This is a genomic window from Streptomyces sp. NPDC048211 (assembly GCF_043202315.1).
Taxonomy (GTDB): domain Bacteria; phylum Actinomycetota; class Actinomycetes; order Streptomycetales; family Streptomycetaceae; genus Streptomyces.
Map to the genome: position 1 here is coordinate 1,067,185 of NZ_JBIDAD010000002.1, position 13,604 is coordinate 1,080,788.

The 13,604-nt window shown below is 72.2% G+C and carries 10 protein-coding genes; 4 read left to right on the forward strand and 6 right to left on the reverse strand.

Annotated features, from left to right (window positions below; genetic code table 11):
* Positions 1 to 48: 48 nt before the first annotated feature.
* On the forward strand, positions 49 to 2,334 hold the full coding sequence (gene yicI / locus ACGFZA_RS11510) for an alpha-xylosidase (RefSeq protein WP_393678746.1): 2,286 nt from the start codon (positions 49 to 51) through the stop codon (positions 2,332 to 2,334).
* Between the two features lie 93 nt (positions 2,335 to 2,427).
* On the opposite strand, the gene ACGFZA_RS11515 is transcribed toward yicI, so the two are convergent.
* Both ACGFZA_RS11515 and ACGFZA_RS11520 read right to left on the reverse strand, forming a co-directional pair.
* A complete protein-coding gene (locus ACGFZA_RS11515) occupies positions 2,428 to 2,964 on the reverse strand; it encodes a DUF4232 domain-containing protein (RefSeq protein ID WP_393678747.1) in 537 nt (178 codons plus the stop codon).
* Between the two features lie 286 nt (positions 2,965 to 3,250).
* Complete coding sequence (locus ACGFZA_RS11520) at positions 3,251 to 4,618, reverse strand: cytochrome P450 (protein WP_393678748.1); 1,368 nt, start codon at positions 4,616 to 4,618, stop codon at positions 3,251 to 3,253.
* A 214-nt stretch (positions 4,619 to 4,832) separates the two neighbouring features.
* On the opposite strand from ACGFZA_RS11520, the gene ACGFZA_RS11525 reads away from it, so the two are divergent.
* Together ACGFZA_RS11525 and ACGFZA_RS11530 are read left to right on the forward strand one after the other, a co-directional pair.
* Entirely contained in the window at positions 4,833 to 5,402 is a 570-nt protein-coding gene (locus tag ACGFZA_RS11525) for a TetR/AcrR family transcriptional regulator (RefSeq protein WP_385280146.1), read from the forward strand.
* A gap of 84 nt (positions 5,403 to 5,486) precedes the next feature.
* Positions 5,487 to 6,671, forward strand: coding sequence for a GDSL-type esterase/lipase family protein (locus ACGFZA_RS11530; RefSeq protein ID WP_393678749.1), 1,185 nt, complete (start codon positions 5,487 to 5,489; stop codon positions 6,669 to 6,671).
* A gap of 16 nt (positions 6,672 to 6,687) precedes the next feature.
* On the opposite strand, the gene ACGFZA_RS11535 is transcribed toward ACGFZA_RS11530, so the two are convergent.
* The 3 genes from ACGFZA_RS11535 to ACGFZA_RS11545 all read right to left on the reverse strand — a co-directional run bounded on the left by ACGFZA_RS11535 (position 6,688) and on the right by ACGFZA_RS11545 (position 10,950).
* A complete protein-coding gene (locus tag ACGFZA_RS11535) occupies positions 6,688 to 7,371 on the reverse strand; it encodes a response regulator (RefSeq protein WP_393678750.1) in 684 nt (227 codons plus the stop codon).
* Between the two features lie 33 nt (positions 7,372 to 7,404).
* Positions 7,405 to 8,631 carry a sensor histidine kinase gene (locus ACGFZA_RS11540; protein WP_385280155.1) on the reverse strand — a complete coding sequence of 409 codons (1,227 nt, stop codon included), beginning with the start codon at positions 8,629 to 8,631 and terminating at the stop codon, positions 7,405 to 7,407.
* A gap of 117 nt (positions 8,632 to 8,748) precedes the next feature.
* Positions 8,749 to 10,950, reverse strand: a complete 2,202-nt coding sequence (locus tag ACGFZA_RS11545) for an MMPL family transporter (RefSeq protein ID WP_393678751.1) — start codon at positions 10,948 to 10,950, stop codon at positions 8,749 to 8,751.
* A 262-nt stretch (positions 10,951 to 11,212) separates the two neighbouring features.
* Here ACGFZA_RS11545 and ACGFZA_RS11550 point away from each other — a divergent pair, with 262 nt between their 5' ends.
* Positions 11,213 to 11,977: a GNAT family N-acetyltransferase gene (locus ACGFZA_RS11550; RefSeq protein ID WP_393678902.1), complete on the forward strand. Its 765-nt coding sequence runs from the start codon at positions 11,213 to 11,215 to the stop codon at positions 11,975 to 11,977.
* On the opposite strand, the gene ACGFZA_RS11555 is transcribed toward ACGFZA_RS11550, so the two are convergent.
* Entirely contained in the window at positions 11,956 to 13,506 is a 1,551-nt protein-coding gene (locus tag ACGFZA_RS11555) for an aspartate:alanine exchanger family transporter (RefSeq protein WP_393678752.1), read from the reverse strand. The two genes, ACGFZA_RS11550 and ACGFZA_RS11555, sit on opposite strands and share 22 nt — an antisense overlap.
* Between the last annotated feature and the right edge of the window lie 98 nt (positions 13,507 to 13,604).

Sequence of the window (13,604 nt, forward strand, 5' to 3'; positions counted from 1 at the left end):
CCCTCTCCCTGTTCCTCCTCCTCCAGTTGCCCCCGGCAAGGAGTCCGCATGAAGTTCACCGACGGCTTCTGGCTCATGCGTGAGGGCGTACGCGCCTCCTACGCGACCGAGATCCGCGATCTGCACGTCGGCGACGACCGGTTCACCGCCTACGCGTCGGTCAAGCACGTCGCCGAGCGCGGCGACACCCTCAACAGCCCGCTCATCACGGTCGAATGCTTCTCCCCGGCCGAGGGGATCATCGGCGTGCGCACCACCCACCACGCCGGCACGGTCCACCGCGGACCCGACTTCGTCCTCCCCGGTCTCGATGCGGCGGCCGCCGGGGCCCGTACCCGGCGGGACGGCGCGGTCACCGAACTGACCAGTGGTCCGCTGACCCTGCGCTTGGACGGCGACGGCCCCTGGGGCCTGACCTTCCTCGACGCCGACGGCCGGCGCCTCACCGGCGTCGACGCCAAGGGCACCGCGTTCGCCACGACGCCGGAAGGCGCCCACCACATGCTGGCGCAACTCGCCCTGGACGTCGGCGAGAACGTCTACGGCCTCGGTGAGCGCTTCACGCCGTACGTCAAGAACGGCCAGACCGTGGACATCTGGCAGGCGGACGGCGGCACCAGCAGCGAACTGGCTTACAAGAACATTCCGTTCTACCTCTCCTCGCGCGGCTACGGCGTCTTCGTCAATCACCCGGGCAAGGTCTCGTTCGAGGTCGGCTCGGAGTCGGTCGGCCAGGTGCAGTTCAGCGTCGAGGACCAGTCGCTGGAGTACTACATCGTCGCCGGACCGACACCCAAGGAGGTCCTGGCCCGCTACACCGCGCTCACCGGCCGCCCCGCGCTGCCGCCGGCCTGGTCGTTCGGCCTCTGGCTCACCACGTCCTTCTGTACCTCGTACGACGAGGAGACCGTCACCTCCTTCGTCGACGGCATGGCCGAGCGCGACATCCCGCTCTCCGTCTTCCACTTCGACTGCTTCTGGATGCGCGAGTACCAGTGGTCGGACTTCCTCTGGGACCCCGAGGTCTTCCCCGATCCTGAGGGCATGCTGGCCCGGCTCAAGGAACGCGGCCTGCGGATCAGCATGTGGATCAACCCCTACATCGCCCAGAAGTCCGCCCTGTTCGCGGAGGGCGCCGAACTCGGCTACCTGGTGCGCCGGCCCAACGGCAACGTCTGGCAGTGGGACCTCTGGCAGCCCGGCATGGCCCTGGTCGACTTCACCAACCCCGCCGCGTGCGAGTGGTACAACAGCAAGCTCCGCATCCTGCTCGGCCAGGGTGTCGACTGTTTCAAGACGGACTTCGGGGAGCGCATCCCCACCGACGTCGTCTGGCACGACGGCTCCGACCCGGAGCGGATGCACAACTACTACGCGCAGATCTACAACCGCACGGTCTTCGAACTCCTGGAGAAGGAGCGCGGCCACGGCGAAGCGGTGCTCTTCGCCCGCTCGGCGACGGCCGGCGGCCAGCAGTTCCCGGTGCACTGGGGCGGCGACTGCTTCGCCTCGTTCACCGCGATGGCCGAGTCGCTGCGCGGCGGACTCTCCCTGTCCCTGTCCGGCTTCGGTTTCTGGAGCCATGACATCGGCGGCTTCGAGGGCACGCCCGACCCGGCCGTCTTCAAGCGCTGGCTCGCGTTCGGCCTGATGTCCTCGCACAGCCGGCTGCACGGCAACGTGTCCTACCGGGTGCCGTGGGCGTTCGGCGAGGAGGCGGTGGACGTCGCCCGGAAGTTCACCCTGCTCAAGCACCGGCTGATGCCGTACCTGTACGGGGCGGCCGCCACCGCCCACCGCACGGGCGTCCCGATGATGCGCCCCATGCTGCTGGAGTTCCCCGGGGACCCGACGACCCGGATGCTGGACCGCCAGTACATGCTCGGACCGGATCTGCTGGTCGCGCCCGTCTTCACGGAGGACGGGCGGGTCGAGTACTACGTCCCCGAGGGCACGTGGACCGTCCTGCTGACCGGCGAGACCGTCACCGGGCCGGTCTGGCGCCACGAGACCCACGGCTTCGACAGCCTGCCGATCCTGGTCCGCCCCGGCGCGGTGATTCCCTGGGGCGCGGACGACCAGCGCCCCGACGGCGACTGGCTGGACGGGCTCACGCTGCGGGTCTTCGGCGGCGCTTCCACGACGTCCCCCGACGTCAGGTCCGTCACGGTGCCGGACCTGACGGGCGCGACCGCCGCCTCGTTCCGGGTGGTGCGGGACGGGGAGGGCCTCACCGTCACCTCCGAGGGCACGGACCGTCCGTACCGCGTGGTCGCGGAGACGACGGGGGCCAGGGCGGAGGGAACGGGCTCGGTGACGCTGCATGGCGCCTGAGGGGCGGGGCGGGGAGCGGCGGTCACGGCCGGGCTCCCCGCCCCGCGTATGTTCCGGAGCGGCTCGGTGCGCCGCACGGTCCAGGGCGCGGGCTCAGTGCGTCCCACGTGCCAGGGCGCGGTCCGCCGCGCCCCGCGAGGTGTGCCACAGCGTGGTCACCGGCTCCCAGACGCGGATGCCCCGGTCCATGCCCACGGTGGCCGCGCGGAAGGTGACGCCGTAGTGCGCGGGGTCCGCCGCCACGGACAGGCTGCGGACCACATGCCCCTGGGTGGTGCCGCGCGCCGCCATGCGCACGGCGGCGTAACCGCGCTCGCCCGGTGAGAGGACGTAGGACCCGCCGGCGGCGGGCGGGACGGGCTGCGCCGAGCCGTCGAGGCCCCGGAACGTGATCGTCGGGATACGGTCCACGACACAGGTGCGGCCGCCCCGGTTGGTGACGGCGATGCGCGCGACGTTGTGCTGCCCGCCGGGCGAGGCGGAGATCCGCAGGGCCTTCTCCTGGCAGTGGGCCGGGCGGGCCGACGCCCCGCTGGTGGCCGCGCCGGCCGTGGCCGCCGCGCCGGTGGCCGTCAGGGCCACGGCGGCCGCCGCGGTGAGTGCGGCGGTGAGAGTGGTGCTCGGACGCATGATGTTTCTCCCCTTGGATCGACAGCCTGCGGTCGTGGCCCGAGGGCCCCGGTGGCCGGTACGGCCGACAGGGACATTCTGAACGGAATGCCCGGTTCGTGGCGATAGAACGGACATATCGGTTCAGTATCTGTCGCCGGGGCGCGGTCGCAGGATGCGGTGGCCGGGATGCTGCCGCCTCGCGGGTCCGTCGTCCCGCCGCCTCGCGGGTCCGTCGTCCCGCCGGTCCGTCGCCCCGTCCGTCCGTAGGTGTGGGCGGGCGGGGCGACAGGGCCCGGGGGCGGGGCTACCGGGCCCGGACCGTGGCCATCACCTCGCGGTCCGGCTGCAGCGTCAGCGTCGGCACCGGGTTGACCGTGCCCGGATCGACGTCCAGTTCGAAGCGCCGCGCGAGCACCGCCAGAATCAGCACCGCCTCGACCATCGCGAACCGGGTGCCCAGGCAGACCCGGGGGCCGCCGCCGAAGGGGAACCAGGCGTACTCCGCGATCTCGTCGCCCGTCTCCGCGTCCCAGCGCTCCGGACGGAACTCCTCCGGCTCGGGGAACCACCGCTCGTCCCGCTGCGTGGCCCACTGGCTGCTCCACACCCTGGTGCCCTCCGGAATCGCCAGACCGCCGATCCGGGCCCCTTCCTTCGCGACACCGGTGACCAGCCAGATCGTCGGGTACAGCCGCAGTGTCTCCTTGACCACCGCCTGGGCGTAGGTGAGCTCGGCGTAGTCGTCGAACCCCGGTTCGCGCTCACCGAGCACCCGGTCCAGTTCCTCGGCCAGCGCCGCCCGGGCGCCGGGGTTGCGGGACAGGAGGTACCAGGCCCACACCAGCGTCGAACTCGTCGTCTCGTGGCCGCCGATGTAGAGCGTGACCGTCTCGTCGCGGATCTCCCGGTCGTCGAGCTTCGCCCCCGTCTCGTCGACGGCGGTGAGCAGCCGGCTGAGCAGGTCCGGGCGCTCGTCCCCGCCGTCGCGGTGTCGCGCGACGACCCGGCCCACCTCGGCGTCGATGACCGCGGCGGCCTTCTTGATCCTGGCCCGCCCCGGGGTCGGCACCCAGTCCGGCAGCAGTGCGCCGATCCCCGCGAACTCCTTGCCGATCTCCGCCTGTGCCACGTCCATCGCGCGGCCCATCGCCTCGGCGTCGGCGGGGGTGTCGACGCCGAAGATCGTGCGGACGGCGATCTTCTGCGTCAGTGCCGCCATCTCCCTCTTGATGTCGATGCGTTCGCCGCCCGACCAGGTGTCGGCGAGCTCCACCGTGCTGCTCGCCATGGTCGCGGCGTACGACCGCACCTGCTTGGGCCGCACGGACGGCTGCACGAGCGACCGCTTGCGCCGCCAGTCCGTGCCGCGCGCCACCACGGTGCCGTTGCCCATCACGGTGCGGAAGGCGATGCCGAGCGCCGGCTGGTCGAAGGTGCGCTCCGTCTCGGTGAGCAGCTCGCCTATGCACTCGGGATCAGCCACGAACACGCAGGAGTGGGGGCCGAACCGCCACTGGACCATGTCGCCGTGGGCGCGCAGCCGCTCGAAGAAGGCGAGGGGGTTCTTCCCGAACTGCGGAAGGTTGCCGAGGAAGGGCAGCCCCTTCGGGCCCGGGACGATCCTGTGGCCGCGCGGCTCGGCATCGACGGCCGGGCCGGTCTCCGTGGACATGAAAGGTCTCCGCTCTGACGGTCCGGCCGGCCGCTCGATCGTCACCGGCCTTGTGGAGTACGTGAGTTGTCGAGAGTAGCCGGGGCGGGGAGCGAGCATGGCGGTGCCCCGGCGACGTCCCGGCGGTGCTCGCGACCACGCCTGCGCCTCTCACGCATTTGCCTAAAACTATTAGGTAAATGCATGATGGATATAGGCGAACAAGGAGAAGGCAATGGTGCGTGCGGGGCTGAGCGCGGAGCGGCTGGTCCGGGCGGGGGCGGAGCTGGCCGACGAGGTCGGCTTCGAGCAGGTGACCGTGTCGGCCCTCGCCCGGCGGTTCGACGTCAAGGTCGCCAGCCTCTACTCGCACCTGAAGAACTCGCACGACCTCAAGACCGGAATCGCCCTGCTCGCCCTGGAGGAGCTCGCCGACCGTGGGGCGAGCGCACTGGCGGGCCGGGCCGGGAAGGACGCCCTGAGCGCGTTCGCGGATGTGTACCGCGACTACGCCCGGGAGCACCCGGGCCGCTACACCGCAGCCCAGTTCAGGCTCGATCCGGAGGCGGCCGCCGCCAGCGCGGGTGGCCGGCACGCCCGGATGACACGGGCGATCCTGCGCGGCTACGACCTGACGGAACCGGACCAGACACACGCGGTCCGGCTGCTCGGCAGCGTCTTCCACGGCTACGTCAGCCTGGAGATGCAGGGGGGCTTCAGCCACAGTGCCCCCGACTCGCAGGAGTCCTGGACACGCGTCGTCGACGCCCTGGACGCGCTGCTGCGGAACTGGCCCGCACCCTGACCGCGTTTCCCCGTGCCGGCCCGGCTGAGACCGCCGTCCCCGGCAGACCGAACACTTCAGCCATGACGAGTAGCAGGTAGAGACATGCACACCGAGTCCCGTTGGATCACCACGCCGATCACCGCGGACCTTCTGCGCGGCGCGCTCGACCTGGAGCGCACGGAGCAGGGGCTGCGCCCGCACCGGCTGCCCGCGTGGGCCCGCGCCCAGTGTGCCGACGGCCAGCTCGCGATGGCGGAGGCCCAGCCCTCAGGCGTACGGCTGGTGTTCCGTACGCGCGCGACCGTTGTCGAGGTGGACGCCCTGCGCACCAAGACGGCCTACCGCGGCGCACCGCCGCGTCCGGACGGGGTCTACGACCTGCTCGTCGACGGCCGCCCGGCAGGGCAGGACCGTGCGAACGGCGGCAACGTCCTCATGGTCGACATGACCACGGGGTCGGCGGAGACCCGGCCGGGCCCGGTGGGCACCGTGCGATTCGGCGGGCTGCCCGAGGGGGTCAAGAACATCGAGATCTGGCTGCCGTACAACGAGACCACCGAGCTCGTCGCCCTGCGTACCGACGCCCCGGTCGAGCCCGCACCGGCGAGCGGTCGCAAGGTGTGGCTGCACCACGGCAGTTCGATCAGCCACGGCTCCGAGGCGGCGGGCCCGACGTCCACCTGGCCCGCACGCGCCGCCTCCCTGGGCGGCGTGGAGCTCATCAACATGGGCCTGGGCGGCAGCGCCCTGCTCGACCCGTTCACGGCCCGCGCGATGCGCGACATCCCCGCGGACCTGATCAGCGTCAAGATCGGGATCAACCTCGTCAATGCCGACGTGATGCGGGTGCGCGCCTTCGGCCCGGCGGTGCACGGCTTCCTCGACACCCTTCGGGAGGGGCATCCGGATACCCCGTTGCTGGTCGTCTCGCCGATCCTGTGCCCCATTCACGAGGACACCCCCGGCCCCAGCGTCCCCGACTTCAGCAACCTCGACGAGGGCAGGCTCCGGTTCACGGCGATGGGCGATCCGGCCGAACGTGCCGCCGGAAAGCTGACGCTCAACGTCATCCGGGACGAACTGAGCCGCCTCGTGACGCAGCGCTCGGCCGACGACCCGAACCTCCACTACCTCGACGGCCGCAGCCTCTACGGCGAGAAGGACTTCGCCGAACTGCCGCTGCCGGACCAGCTCCACCCGGACGCCGCCACCCATCGCCGTATCGGTGACCGTTTCGCCGGGCTGGCCTTCGCAGCCGGCGGGGCGTTCGCGGACGGCGCCGCCTGAGCGGCGGGACGGCCGCTCAGCCCGCCGACGGGGGATCGGGCCGCACAAGGCCGGACCGGTAGGCGATGACGACGAGCTGGGCGCGGTCACGGGCGTCCAGCTTGTTCATGGCGCGCTGGATGTGGGTGCGCACGGTGAGGGGGCTGAGGAAGAGCGAGTCGGCGATCTCGGCGTTGGACCTGCCATTGGCGGCCAGCGCCGTAACCTCCCGTTCGCGCGGGGTGAGCGCGGCCAGCCGGGCCGGCAGCACCCCGCTGTTCTCGGGCTCGGGCGTGGCGACGAAGCGCGTCACGAGCAGCCGGGTGGCCGCGGGCGACAGCAGCGCCTCGCCGGAGACCACGGTCCGGATGCCCTCCAGGAGCGCGTCCGCCGAGACGTCCTTGCCGAGGAACCCGCTCGCCCCGGCGCGCAGGGCCCGGGCGACGTACTCATCGGTCTCGAACGTCGTCAGGATCAGGATCCGGGTCGCCGACAGCTCCGGGTCGCCGCAGATGACGGTGGTGGCCTCCAGACCGTCGGTGCCGGGCATCCGGATGTCCATGACGACGAGGTCGGGGCGGAGCGCGCGGGTGAGTTCGACGGCCTGCCCGCCGTCGGCCGCTTCACCGACGACCTCCATGTCGTCGCAGGAGTCGATCAGCATGCGGAACGTGGCGCGCAGCAGGGCCTGGTCGTCGGCGAGCAGGACACGGAGGGGCATCAGGGGTCCTTCGGGGATCGGAGCGCGGGAGCATCAGGGACGGGGTCCTTCGAGGGTGCTTCGGGGGTCCTTCGAAGATCGGAGGTGAAGGGGCAGTTCGGCGGTGACGGTGTAGCCGCCGTCGGATCGCCGGCCCGCCCGGAAGTCGCCGCCGGTCGACCTGGCCCGCTCGCGCATGCCGATCAGGCCGAAACCGCCGCCCCCTGCGGCCGGGGCCGAGCCCGAAGGGCCGCCGCCCTCGTCGCTGACGGTGATCGTCAGCAGGTTGCCCGCGTAGGCGAGGGTCACCTGTGCGGCGGTCGTGGCGGCGTGCTTGGTGACGTTGGTGAGCGCTTCCTGGACGATGCGGTACGCCGTCAGGTCCACGCCCGCGGCGAGCGGCACCGCGTCGCCGGTGGTGGTCACGGTGACCGCCAGCCCGGCGGCCTCGTGCGTGGCGATCAGCTCGGGCAGCCGGGCGAGTCCGGGCGCGGGTTCGAGCGGGGAATCGGGATCGTCGGGGCTGCGGAGGAGTCCGACGGTCGCCTTGAGCTCGCGCAGGGCGGACGAGGTCGTACCGGCCAGCTCGGTGATGAGCTGTTCGGCCTGCGCGGGGTTGCGGCGCACCAGATGGGCGGCGGTTCCCGCCTGTGCGTTGGCGAGGGCCAGGTGGTGGGCGACGACGTCGTGGAGCTCGCGGGCGATCCGGACGCGCTCCTCGGCCACGCGGTGGCGGGCCTCGTCCTCGCGGGTGCGTTCGGCGTGCTCGGCGCGGGTGCGCAGCGACTCCAGGTAGGCGCGGCGCAGCCGGGCCGCCGAGCCCCAGGCGACGGGCAGCAGCAGGGAGACGGCCGGGTTGAGCGTGGCCAGGACGAGCACGGAGTACCGGCCGGTGATCAGCGCCGTAGGGAGCAGGAGGGCGATGGCGGCGAGACTGTAGAGCCCCGCGGTCCTCCGGTCGGTCTCGGTGGCCAGCCAGTAGAGCGCGACCATGGCGGGGGCGAGCAGCAGCGGGGTCCCGAGATACCCGACACCGGTGGCCGCGCTCGCACACACCGCGGTGATCACGACGACGGTACGGGGATGGCTGCGGTGCCACCACAGGGCCGTACAGGCGATGGCGGAGAGGACCACCCCGGGACGCCAGTCGACGTACTCGGCGGTGGTTCCCCAGGTGCCTACCGCGCTGGCGAAGACGGCGGAGGCGAACGCCGTGGGGATCACGAGGGCGTCGACGAACCGCGGGTGCTCGCGCAGCCGGCGGGCGAGGGCGTGGGGCATCAGGTCTCCGATGGGTGGGACTCGGGGTCCATCGTGCGGGACGGTCCGTCTCCGCGTGGGCAGGGGCCGCCCGTGTCACGCGACGCGGGCGGCCCCTGCCGGGTGGGCGTCCGGCGCTCAGACGCCTGCCGGGGCGCGGTCGTCGGTCCCGGCGGGCGGGACGGCCGGCCGGCGCGTGAGGGCCTCGCCCTCGATGTCGACCCGCGGCAGCAGCCGGGCCAGTGGGCGCGGCAGCCACCAGGCCCGGTCCCCGAGCAGCGCGAGGACGGCGGGCACCAGGGCCATGCGGACGACGACGGCGTCGAACAGGACCGCGATGGCCAGACCGAAGCCGATCGTCTTGATCATGGACTCGTCGGCGGTGACGAAGCCGGCGAACACCGACGTCATGATCAGCGCGGCCGCCACGACGACCCGGGAACTGTGCCGGAACCCGCTGACGATCGCCTGACCGGACCGCTCCCCGTGGACGTACGCCTCCCGGATCCGCGAGACGAGGAAGACCTCGTAGTCCATGGCGAGCCCGAAGACGATGCCCACCAGGAAGATCGGCATCATGCTCATGATCGGCCCGGTCTGCCGCACCCCGAGCAGTTCGGCGGCCCAGCCCCACTGGAAGACCGCGACGACGGCGCCGAGCGAGGCGAGCACGGAGAGCAGGAATCCGGCGGCGGCCTTGACCGGCACCAGGACCGACCGGAAGACCACGGTCAGGAGCAGGACGGCCAGACCCACCACGACCACCAGATAGGGCAGGAGCGCGTCGCTCATCTTCTGCGCCATGTCGATGTTCGCCGCCGTGCTGCCGGTGACCTCGAACGTCGCGTCGGTACCGGACTCGGTCTCCGGGCGGTCTTCGCGGATGGTGCCCACGAGCTTCTTGGTCTGCTCGCTGGTCGGTGACGTGGACGGGGTGACGGACAGGATCGCCGTGTCGCCCGCCTGGTTGAAGCCGGCCGGGGAGACGGAGACGACGCCCTCGGTTGCGGCGATCCGCCCGGAGATCTCGCCGACCGCGCCCTTCGGGTCGGCGGCGTGCGAGGCGTCGACCACGAGGGTCAGCGGACCGTTGAAGCCTGGCCCGAAGGCGTCGGCCAGATCGTCATAGGCACGGCGTTCGGTGGTCGAGGTGGCCTTGGCCTCGTCGCCGGGCATGCCCAGCTGCAGATCCAGGGCCGGTACGGCGAGCACCCCGAGCCCCACGACGGACAGGATCATTACGGCCAGGGGCCGGCGCAGCACGAACCGCGCCCAGGCCGCGCCGAGGCGCCCTGCCGGTCCGGCCTTCCTCCTGCCCCTGCGCTCCCGGCGGGCCAGTACGGCGTTCGGCCAGAAGCCGAGCAGCGCGGGGACCAGGGTCAGCGCGATCAGTACGGCGACGAGCACGCCGCCCGCGGCGGCCAGGCCCATGCTCGTCAGCGACGGGACACCGGCGACGCAGAGCCCCGCCAGCGCGATCACCACGGTCAGACCGGCGAAGACGACGGCGGACCCGGCGGTGCCGACGGCCAGACCGGCCGCCTCCTGGGCGTCGTGCCCCTTGGCACGCTCCTCCCGGTAGCGGGCGACGACGAAGACCGCGTAGTCGATCCCGACCGCGAGCCCCAGCATGTTCGCCAGCGAACCGGTCGACGAGGACAGACCGAGCGCGCTGCCCAGGGCCATGATCGAGGCCAGGGTGACGCCGACGCCGAGGACGGCGGTGAGCAGCGGAACCCCGGCGGCGGCCAGCGAACCGAAGGTGATCAGCAGCACCAGTGCGGCGACCACAACACCCGCGGCCTCACCGACCCCGCCCGCCCCGATGGAGCCCGACACGGCGGTCCCGCGCGCCTCCACCGTCAGACCGGCGTCCTCGGCCCGGTCCATGGCGTCCTGCAACTGCTGCCGGCCGGCGTCCGAGAGATCGGCGGCGGCCACCTTGTACGTGACGCTCGTGTACGCCGTCGAGCCGTCCTTGCTCACGGTCTGCGCGTCGAACGGACTGGGGGCGCCGGCGACCTGGGCGTCCGTGCCGATCGAGGCCACCGCGTCGTCGATGGCCTGCCGGTAGCCGGGAGCGGTGACCTTCCGGCCGTCCGGGGCGACGAACACGATCTGGGCGCCTGCCCCGTCCGCCTCCGCGCCGGGGAACCGCTCGTCCATGAGGTCGAACGCCCGCTGGGACTCGGTCCCGGGCATCGAGGAGGAGTCGTCGGGGGCCGCGGGTGCGCTGACCGCGGCGAAGCCGATCGCCGCCAGGACGGCCAGCCACAGCAGAATTACGTATCGGCGCCGCCCGAAGGCCGCCCGGCCCAGTCGGTACAAGAAAGTCGCCATGGAAGAGGAACTCCGCATCTGATCTCGGGAACTCCTCAAGGCTCGCGGGCCGGACCCCCTCCGGGCGTCATGCGGCTGCGGACAATCCGTCTACTCAATACGCAGTAGGAGCGGCGGCAGGTTCGTGCCCCTGCGGCAGGACGGAGCCGGCGGGACGTGCCGGTGGAATGGGCCGGTGTCCGCGGATTCCCCGGTGCACCACCCGGGCGCCGTCCCGGAAAATCAGGAGGAGTCCGACGTCGCCCGATGGCAGGATCCGGCCATGTGCACCGACAGCGACGCCGACACCGGAACAGACCCCCTCATGGCACGGGCCCGACACCTCTGGGAGTCGCTGGCCGGGGTGCCCGTCTCGTTCGCGTCCGGAGGAGGGCCCACGGTGGTCACGGCCCCCGCGTCCGCCCTGGCCCCGCCGGGCTGGGTGGGCACCGTGCTCCTCGGGGACGCGGCTCTCGTCACCGCCCCCACGGACGACGTGGCGCACGCCGTCCGCCGCGCCCTGGCCGGTGTCCCGACCCCGTCGCTCACCGACCCCGGGGCGGTCGCCCGGGTGTGGCGGGTCGCCGAGGTGCTCGGGCCCGCCACCCTCGCCTATCTGTCCGCCGACGACTTCCACCCCACGGCACCGGGAGCCGCCGAGGCCGAGCGCCTGCCCGCAGGCCATGGAGATCTCCACCGGCTGCTCGCTTCGGTGAGCGAGGAGGACGCGGGGGAGTGCGGCCTCGACGGGATCACCTCGCCGGGGTTCGTCGTACGGGACGGAGCGGCGGTGGTCGCGGCGGCGGGATACGGGAACTGGCCGGGGAACACAGCGCACTTGTGCGTACTGACGGCACCCCGGGCGCGAGGCCGCGGTCTGGCCGGGCAGGTGGCCTCCGCCGCGACCGCGCACGCCCTCGCCGCCGGTCTCCTGCCGCAGTGGCGGGCGAGGCCTGCGGCGTCGCGCCGCGTGGCCGGGGCTCTGGGTTTCAGGGAGCTGGGAGCCCAGTTGAGCGTCCGCGGGACTCAGAGCCCGACGATCAGCTGAATGCAGACGATCTTGACGAGGATGGCCAGCGCGAACAGGGTCGAGTAGCCGTTGTTGACGCGGCTGTCGCTGACCCGGCTGTTGGCGTACGCGGTGATCGCCGGGTTGCCGACATACCCCGACAGCAGGCCCATCGTCCGTTCCCGGCTCTGTCCGAGCGCCTTCGCGATCAGCACCATCAAGGTGTAGCTGACCACTGCCCCGATCACCAGGACGGCCACCAGCTTCAGGCCGAAGAGGGAGAACGCGTTCTGGCGGAAGGAGTAGCCGGACGTCAGGCCGACGACCGCGAGGAAGAGCAGCAGCCCGAGCTGGCGCAGCGTGAGGTTGGCCCGGGTCGGCAGCGTCCACACCAGCGGGCCGGTGCGTCGGCGCCAGCCCAGGACCATGCCCATCACCAGCGGTCCGGCGCCCGTTCCGAGGGCGAGGGTGGTGGAGCCGAAGGTGACGGAGGGGATGGCGATCAGGAAGCCGAGGGTGAGCCCGAGCCCCAGGCTCACCGCGCTCACCTCGCTGACCCTGGTCTCCGTGTCACCGAGGTACGTGGAGACCTCGGTGATCCGTTCGCGCGGCATCACCACGCGCACCCGGTCGTCCAGCTGGAGCACGAGGTCGTCGTGGGCGAGCATGTCGGTATCGCCGCGACGGACCCGGCTGACCGCCGCCCCGAACCGCTCGCCGAGACCGAGTTCCGCGATCGTGTGGCCCGCCAGGGCCGGGTTGGTGAGCAGGACCCGGCGGTAGTCGACCGTCCGCCGGTTGTCGAGGAGATGGACGGGGGCGGTCGCGCCCAGCCGTTCGGTGGCGGTGCGTACGTCGTCCTCGCCGCCGACCAGCACGACCGTGTCGCCGGCGCGCAGGCGCCCCAGCCCGCGTGCCACCTGTACGTCGCCGCCCTCGGGGCGGTACTCGCTGGCGAGCACCCGGTGGTCCGCGACGCCCGGTACCTCGTCCCACGCCGTGTCGTGATCCACCTGGACCGTACGGGTGACGAGGACGGGCGGCAGCCCGGAGTCGGGGTCGCGGCGTGCCACCCAGCGACGGCGGGCGGCGATGGCGGAGACGAACAGGATGGTGATGACCACGGCGAGCGGATAGCCGATCGCGTACCCGACCGCGGGCTGTGCCGGATCGGCCGAGGCCTCCTGCGCGGCGGCGAGGCCCGGCGTGGTCGTGCCGATTCCCGCGTATCCGCCGGCCAGGAACGGTCCGCTGATCCCGAATCCGCTGTGTCCCACATAGCCGACCACGACCGCGGTGAGCGCGAGCGCCACCACCGCACCGGCCATCACCGGCAGCTGACCGCGCAGTTCGCGGAAGAAGGCGGGTCCCGACTCCAGACCCACGGTGTACACGTACAGGGCCAGACCCAGCGCCGATACGCCGGCGGGAACGGCGGGTGCGATGTCCTTGTCGAGCGCCCCGACCAGCAGGCCGACGAACAGGACACCGGCCGCGCCGAGTTTCACCGGGCCGAAGCGGACCATTCCGAGCAGGGCGCCGACGGTGATGACGGCGAACACGGCCACCCAGGGATTGTCCGCGAAGAACTGCCACACGGGGCGGGCCTCCCATGGCGAGGAGCGGGCTGAGCCTGACCGGGTCATGATCTTCGAGGCGGTGGGAG

Bases quoted from the DNA above. Each gene is read 5' to 3' on its own strand.
- yicI (WP_393678746.1), top strand. From the start codon at position 49: ATGAAGTTCACCGACGGCTTCTGGCTCATGCGTGAGGGCGTACGCGCC.
- ACGFZA_RS11515 (WP_393678747.1), bottom strand. From the start codon at position 2,964: ATGCGTCCGAGCACCACTCTCACCGCCGCACTCACCGCGGCGGCCGCC.
- ACGFZA_RS11520 (WP_393678748.1), bottom strand. From the start codon at position 4,618: ATGTCCACGGAGACCGGCCCGGCCGTCGATGCCGAGCCGCGCGGCCAC.
- ACGFZA_RS11525 (WP_385280146.1), top strand. From the start codon at position 4,833: ATGGTGCGTGCGGGGCTGAGCGCGGAGCGGCTGGTCCGGGCGGGGGCG.
- ACGFZA_RS11530 (WP_393678749.1), top strand. From the start codon at position 5,487: ATGCACACCGAGTCCCGTTGGATCACCACGCCGATCACCGCGGACCTT.
- ACGFZA_RS11535 (WP_393678750.1), bottom strand. From the start codon at position 7,371: ATGCCCCTCCGTGTCCTGCTCGCCGACGACCAGGCCCTGCTGCGCGCC.
- ACGFZA_RS11540 (WP_385280155.1), bottom strand. From the start codon at position 8,631: ATGCCCCACGCCCTCGCCCGCCGGCTGCGCGAGCACCCGCGGTTCGTC.
- ACGFZA_RS11545 (WP_393678751.1), bottom strand. From the start codon at position 10,950: ATGGCGACTTTCTTGTACCGACTGGGCCGGGCGGCCTTCGGGCGGCGC.
- ACGFZA_RS11550 (WP_393678902.1), top strand. From the start codon at position 11,213: ATGTGCACCGACAGCGACGCCGACACCGGAACAGACCCCCTCATGGCA.